The sequence below is a fragment of the Clostridium sp. CCUG 7971 genome, assembly GCF_017590215.1.
Taxonomy (GTDB): domain Bacteria; phylum Bacillota; class Clostridia; order Peptostreptococcales; family Peptostreptococcaceae; genus Faecalimicrobium.
On sequence record NZ_JAFFPK010000037.1, the window covers coordinates 80573 to 86867 of the forward strand.

Sequence of the window (6295 nt, forward strand, 5' to 3'; positions counted from 1 at the left end):
CTATTAAGCTTGAGCAAAGCGAATTTTTTATTGTTTATAAAAGGGGAAAAGAGGGAGTTTATGAAAAAGACAATATTGGGAGTATTAGGATTAACAACACTATTAATATCAGGATGTACTTCTACCAAAACAACAGATATAAAGGTACTAGCAACAACTGATTTACATGGAGTAATACCATATGAATTATCTTCTTATGTAGAAAATGAAAAAAAGAAAGATAAAAATATTACTTTAGTAGATGCAGGAGACTTCTTTGATGGAGGATTTGAAGCTTCAGGAGATATGAATAAATATTTTGAAAGAAGAAAAAGAGACCAATATATAGAAGCACCTATTGCAAAAGAAATGAAAGAAGTAGGATATGATACTGTAACACTTGGAAACCATGAATTTGTATCTAATAATAAATTTCATTTAGATAATATGATATCTGACTTTGAAAAACAAGGAATAAGTGTATTATCAGCAAATACATATAAGAAAAATGGAGAGAACTACACAAAACCTTATGTAATAAAAGATATTAAAACTAATGAAGGAACTGTAAAATTAGGAATATTAGGTCTTACTATAAAAGAAGTAGGAGAAGATAGTGAGGACTTAAAAGATTTTGATAAAGCAGATGGATATGGTGACTTATACATGAATGACTTAGTAGAAGATGCTAAAAAATGGGTTAAGGTAATGAAAGAAGATAAGGCAGATGTTATAGTAGTAGTTACACATACAGGGGAAAAACCTAAAAAGCCAAAACACCCAGGAAATAGAATACAAGATTTGGCACAACAAGTTGAGGGTATTGATGCAATTGTTGCAGGTCATACACATGAACAGATAAAGCAACATGATTATAAAAATAAGTCAGGAAAAAATGTTATAGTTACTCAACCAGGAGATCATGGAGAGTGTATTTCTAAAATAAATTTAAAATTAGAAAAAAAGAATAATAAATGGAATGTAGTTGATAAATCTAGTGAAATAACACAGTTTGAAGAAAGTAAGGAATATCTAAATCAACTAGTTGATAATTATGGGAAAGTATCAGCAGAATTCACAATGTTAGATACTAAAGTTAAAGAAATAAATTTATCAAAGGTGGTTCCTATTAAGTGGGACAAGGCGTATGTATTTAAATCAAGCACTCCTAGAGAAAAAATATATGATACTGTAGGATATAAGTTTTTAAATATCACTGAAGCTGAAAATGATGATATGATGCAGATGGTATTTATGGATGGTAAGAAAGTAGTTTGTTATCTATATGGACATAAAGGCAAAATAGGATATAGTGTAAATTTTGATAAATCAGAGTATAAAGATAATGTTTTAACTATTATTCCTAAGGAAAATGATAAGTTTAAGGTTGAAGAAGGTAAAGAGCATCCTATAACTCATCAACCTATTGTTAAATTAACTCATATATATAAATAGAGAGATATATTTTAGTCCATAAATTCTATATTTCAGACCATTTTTAAAGAATTTGATTTTTATTATGATAATATTTAAATATAATCAAAAACCATATTAAAAAGTATTAACATACTTTAGACATATAAGGAGCATGCTATGAATATGAAGGGTATAGGTTTTAGGGAAAAAATATTTAAATGGTTATCACAAAACATTTTTACATTTGGATTTATAGCATTAAATTTAAATGTAATTCTATTTTCTGGAAGTTTATGGAGAATTGTATTATGTTCTATTTCTTTAATTATTTTCTCTACTTTTTTATATTTATCAACTAAAGAGTTATTAAACAAAAAATAATATTTTTATTTAGAAAATATTATTTATTAAGTTTAAGATAATTACTTCATCGTGTTATATAAAGGAGATGATTATATGAGTGAATGTAAAAAAAATAGCAAAAAATTAATTATCAAAGGACCAGAAACAGATATAAAAAAGTTTATTAAAGAGCTTATTATTGGCATACTTTCATGTCTTTAGTATATATTATACCAAAACCACACTAAAAAAACTAAAAAATACAATTAGAAAAACTCTAATCATTTAATGATTAGAGTTTTTTATTATTTATCTTCTCTTAATAAGTACTCATTGTTATCTTGGTCTTTGAATGAGAACATTTTACCATAAGGCATAATCATAAGTTCTCCAACTTCAACCTCATTTTTTTTCATTTCATTGTATGATTTTTCTATATTAGTAGTACTTAGTAATATAGATGGATGATTAACATTTGTAGACGGGTTTTGAGCTAGCATCATTTTTTTATCATATAAAACAAAAGTTGTAAATTCACTTTCACTTGGCCCAACTTCTAACCAAGTCATAGGACCCATTGATTGTTCAAATTTTACTACAAAATTTAACTTTTCAGTCCAGAACTTTTTAGCATCATCTTGATTATCTACATATATTGTTATCTTACCTATTTTATTGATCATGTTATCCTCCGAAGTTATGTATTGTTATTTTCATTATTATTCTTTACTTAAAATCATAATACTATAAATTAAATACTTAGTCAAACTTATGTTTGCATTTAAATACAAACGTAAGTACTTAAAATGGATATTATTGTTTTTAAGTTTATACATAATTGATTATATCTAAAATAAATATATAGATTTAAAATATATAACTAGTTAAATAAAAAAATAAGAACTTACTATATCAATTAATATATAAAAAATAGTATCAAAATCTTACTAATATAGAAATAAGCATAGACATGTGCTATTATTTATATAAAGGAACGAGGAAGTATATTCTGTATGTGGGCATCTGGAATATATGGAGTTAATGATGCAACCGACTTTAGACAATTAATGTCTAAAGTCTTTTTTTTTAAAGAAACGAGGAAGTATATTCTGTATGTGGGCATCTGGGATATATGGAGTTAGTGATGCAACCGGCTTTAAACAATTATTGTTTAAAGTCGGTTTTTTTATTGCAAAAAATTAATAGAGGGAGTGTAAGTATGAAAAGTAATAAAAGGTATAGTTTTTTATTTACAACAATGTTAGTGGTAGTTAGCTTAATGATAAATCTTATGTCACCGGTCATAAATGTATTTGCTTTAGATGCAAATAAAAATATTAGCTTATCAATAAGTAGCAATAAAAATCCTATAAAAGAAAATGATGAAGTTAAATTTACACTAAACTATAGTATAAAAGGAGAATTAGGAAAATTAAAAGAAGGAGGAAATGTAATAACATTTAACCTGCCAGATGGATTTAGAGATATTAAACCATCTTATCCTAAAGATCATTTTGATAATGTCACAGTAGAAGGAACTAAAGTAGTAGCAACTTTAAGTGAAAAAGCACTTACTAATGGTATAGGGGGATATTTAAGTATTAGAGCTTTTGCACCTAAAGTTGATGAAGATAAAAAAGTTAGAGTTGAAGCTAGTTTAAATGGCGATACTACATATTTAGATGTTGATTTAGTAAATATAGATCCAGTGGTAACAGATGACCCAAAAGAAAAGCCAGAACATAATCTTGTAGTAGATAGATATTTAAATAAATATGCACAAAATGCAAGTCATTATGTTGATGGTATATTAACTGCAAATATACCTGCTCCTGCTGTTGGTAAAAAATGGGAGTTTATTGTTTCTATTAATGAGAAATACTCTAATTTAAATAAAGTAGTCTTAAAAGATAAAATGCCTAATGGATTAGAACTAGATATAAATAGTTTAAAAATAGAAGAAACACCATACATAGGAAATAAAAAAGACGTAACAAAAGAACTACTTTCAAAAACTGAGAAAACTAAAGATGGACTAGTAATAAACTTTGGAAACATAAACTCAAGATATGATATTTCATACTACGTTAATATAAATGAAGAGTTTCCAACTTATAAAAATACAGCAATATTAAATATAAACGGAAAGACTATTGAAAGTTCATCTATGCTAAAAACTAAAAAGGTAGAAGTACCTATGATTAAGAAATATGAAAATACGAAGTTTCATGATAAAAAAGGAAATAGTATAGTCACAGATATAGGTGATGAAATTGGATACACACTTGTTGTAAATCAAAATAAAGAGAATATTAAAGATGTAGTAATAAATGATACATTACCACAAGGTACAAAGTATAAAGAATCAAGTGCATCAATATATTATTATGATTCAAAAGGTAATTATCAAATATACCCAAATAGTAAAGATAAGATTACTTTTAAAAACAACAAAATGACTATAAATCTTGGAAATATTAAAAATAAATACTTTATATATTATAGATTAGTAGTTACAGATAAGCATGAAGAGTACAAAAATAAGGCAACAATTAGTTATAATAATGAAACATCAAATGCAAACTCAACTGTTAAATATGAAAAAGATTCAGGATCTATAAATGCAATAAAAAAAGTGGATAAAAATACTCTTAAAGATGGAGATAATCAAATAGTAGATTATTCTATAGAAATTGATTCACATGGATTTTTTAGTAAGGGATATATAGATTTATCAGATAAAATTAACCCAGATGTTAAGATTGTAGGTGTTAACGTTGAAAAGCATAAGATTATTGGAGAAAAAGATGGTAAATATATAACTGAAAAAATAGAAAATAATTCAAATAGTATTAGCCTTAAAGTTGATAAGGTAAATAATAAAATAAAAGTTACTAATGATAGTGTAAATATGAACTACGATGAAATCTATAAAGTAAATATAAAGACGGATTTTAGTGATGTAAAAGATGGAACGACAATATTAAACGTAGCTAAAATAAAAGATTCAAGTACTAATACAGTTGAGACCAAAAAAGGGTATGCTTTTAAGGCTATTAAAGTAGATAAAAAAACTAAAAGTTTATTATCTCAAGCTACATTTGATATACTAGACAAAGATAAAAAAATTATTGGTAGTGTTACTAGTAATAAGGAAGGAATAATAAGAGAAAAGATAGCTTCTCCAGGAACATATTATCTAAAAGAAACCAAAGCTCCAAAAGGATATTATTTAAATAATGAATATATAAAGTTTACTATAAAGGAAAATGACCTAGGTACTACAGTTGATTTAGGAAATATATATAATAATAAAATAGAAGGAGATAAAAATAGTGGAGGGGATAAAATAGTTGAAACCCCAAAAGAAAAAGAACCGGATAAAAATATAAAAAAAGATGAACCAACTCAAACACCAAAAGAGAAAGAACCAGATAAAAACATTAAAAAAGATGAACCAAATGAAAACCCAAAAGAAAAAGAGCCAGACAATAACATTAAAAAAGACAAACCAAATGAAATCCCAAAAGAAAAAGAACCAGACAAAAATCCTAAAGAATACAAACCAAATGAAACTCCAAAAGAAAAAGAACCAGACAAAAACATTAAAAAAGACAGACCAAATGAAACCCCAAAAGAAAAAGAAATAGACAAAAAAATTAAAGAAAGCAAACCTAAAGAAACTATAAAAGAAATTGCACAAGATAAAAAAAATAACGTAAATAAACTTCAAAACTATGGGAACCCTAAAACCTATGATTCAGGTATTATGCCATATATAAGTGTAGGTATATTAGCAATGGGTGGATTAGTTATAAATATAAGAAGAAAAAAATAAAATAACTAAAATAAAAGGGCTGTGAAAATAATTCACAGCCCTTTTTAATTAAATATTAATAATCAATTTTATTTCATATTTTCTAGTTTATAGCTAAGTAGATTTTCATATTTATCAAATTTTTCGATAAGCCTTATCATAACATTATCACCGATATTTACAGTTTCAAATATATTTTTATCATTTATTCTATAAGATTTATCTTTATATTCCAATTCTAATAAATAAGAGTTTGGTAAATTTGAAATAAAATATTTATTTCTATCAGAATAATTGCAAGGCATGCCTTTAAGAAAGCTTTTATTTTTAATAGTCATATTAACATTAGTTACTCTTATTTCAGAAACCCTGAATTTTCTGTAAATATTTTTTACAAAATCTTTAATACCAATAAGTATAAGATATATTAGCCCTGAAATACCAGCTAGAACTATAAAATCATCAAATATTTTGGTCCTCATTAATAATCTCCAATCTATTTATATAATAGCTTATTAAGAATAATATTTAATATATAGTAACTAATAAACTAATTTTATTAGTTACTATATAGTTAAATTATAGCAAAAAATGTTAAAAAAGTATTATTTATATATTAATATTATTATATAGATTTAATTAATAGAGAGAAATTAAAGATTAAAAAAGACAGGGTCCGTTGCCTGTCTTTTAGTAAGGGATATAAAATATAAAAATTAGGGATTAAAAATTTGAATAAAA

The 6295-nt window shown here is 25.2% G+C and carries 5 protein-coding genes and 2 riboswitches; of the genes, 3 read left to right on the plus strand and 2 right to left on the minus strand.

Translation table 11 applies throughout. From position 1 onward, the window contains the following. Nucleotides 1-60 precede the first annotated feature (60 nt). Nucleotides 61-1434, plus strand: a complete 1374-nt coding sequence (locus tag JWF52_RS05260) for a metallophosphoesterase (protein WP_208332291.1) — start codon at nucleotides 61-63, stop codon at nucleotides 1432-1434. 138 nt (nucleotides 1435-1572) lie between these two features. Then, nucleotides 1573-1776, plus strand: a complete 204-nt coding sequence (locus tag JWF52_RS05265) for a hypothetical protein (RefSeq protein WP_208332292.1) — start codon at nucleotides 1573-1575, stop codon at nucleotides 1774-1776. A gap of 266 nt (nucleotides 1777-2042) precedes the next feature. Here the strand turns inward: JWF52_RS05265 and JWF52_RS05270 are convergent, their stop codons facing one another. After that, on the minus strand, nucleotides 2043-2420 hold the full coding sequence (locus JWF52_RS05270) for a VOC family protein (RefSeq protein ID WP_208332293.1): 378 nt from the start codon (nucleotides 2418-2420) through the stop codon (nucleotides 2043-2045). Between the two features lie 298 nt (nucleotides 2421-2718). Further along, nucleotides 2719-2802: riboswitch (cyclic di-GMP riboswitch) on the plus strand. Nucleotides 2803-2818: 16 nt separating this feature from the next. Further along, nucleotides 2819-2902, plus strand: a riboswitch (cyclic di-GMP riboswitch). A 54-nt stretch (nucleotides 2903-2956) separates the two neighbouring features. On the opposite strand from JWF52_RS05270, the gene JWF52_RS05275 reads away from it, so the two are divergent. Next, complete coding sequence (locus JWF52_RS05275; RefSeq protein ID WP_208332294.1) at nucleotides 2957-5575, plus strand: SpaA isopeptide-forming pilin-related protein; 2619 nt, start codon at nucleotides 2957-2959, stop codon at nucleotides 5573-5575. A gap of 68 nt (nucleotides 5576-5643) precedes the next feature. Here JWF52_RS05275 and JWF52_RS05280 read toward each other — a convergent pair whose 3' ends face one another. Next, nucleotides 5644-6036, minus strand: a complete 393-nt coding sequence (locus tag JWF52_RS05280) for a hypothetical protein (protein WP_208332295.1) — start codon at nucleotides 6034-6036, stop codon at nucleotides 5644-5646. Nucleotides 6037-6295 lie beyond the last annotated feature (259 nt).

Coding starts and splice junctions, on each gene's coding strand:
- JWF52_RS05260 (WP_208332291.1), top strand. CDS start 61: ATGAAAAAGACAATATTGGGAGTATTAGGATTAACAACACTATTAATA.
- JWF52_RS05265 (WP_208332292.1), top strand. CDS start 1,573: ATGAATATGAAGGGTATAGGTTTTAGGGAAAAAATATTTAAATGGTTA.
- JWF52_RS05270 (WP_208332293.1), bottom strand. CDS start 2,420: ATGATCAATAAAATAGGTAAGATAACAATATATGTAGATAATCAAGAT.
- JWF52_RS05275 (WP_208332294.1), top strand. CDS start 2,957: ATGAAAAGTAATAAAAGGTATAGTTTTTTATTTACAACAATGTTAGTG.
- JWF52_RS05280 (WP_208332295.1), bottom strand. CDS start 6,036: ATGAGGACCAAAATATTTGATGATTTTATAGTTCTAGCTGGTATTTCA.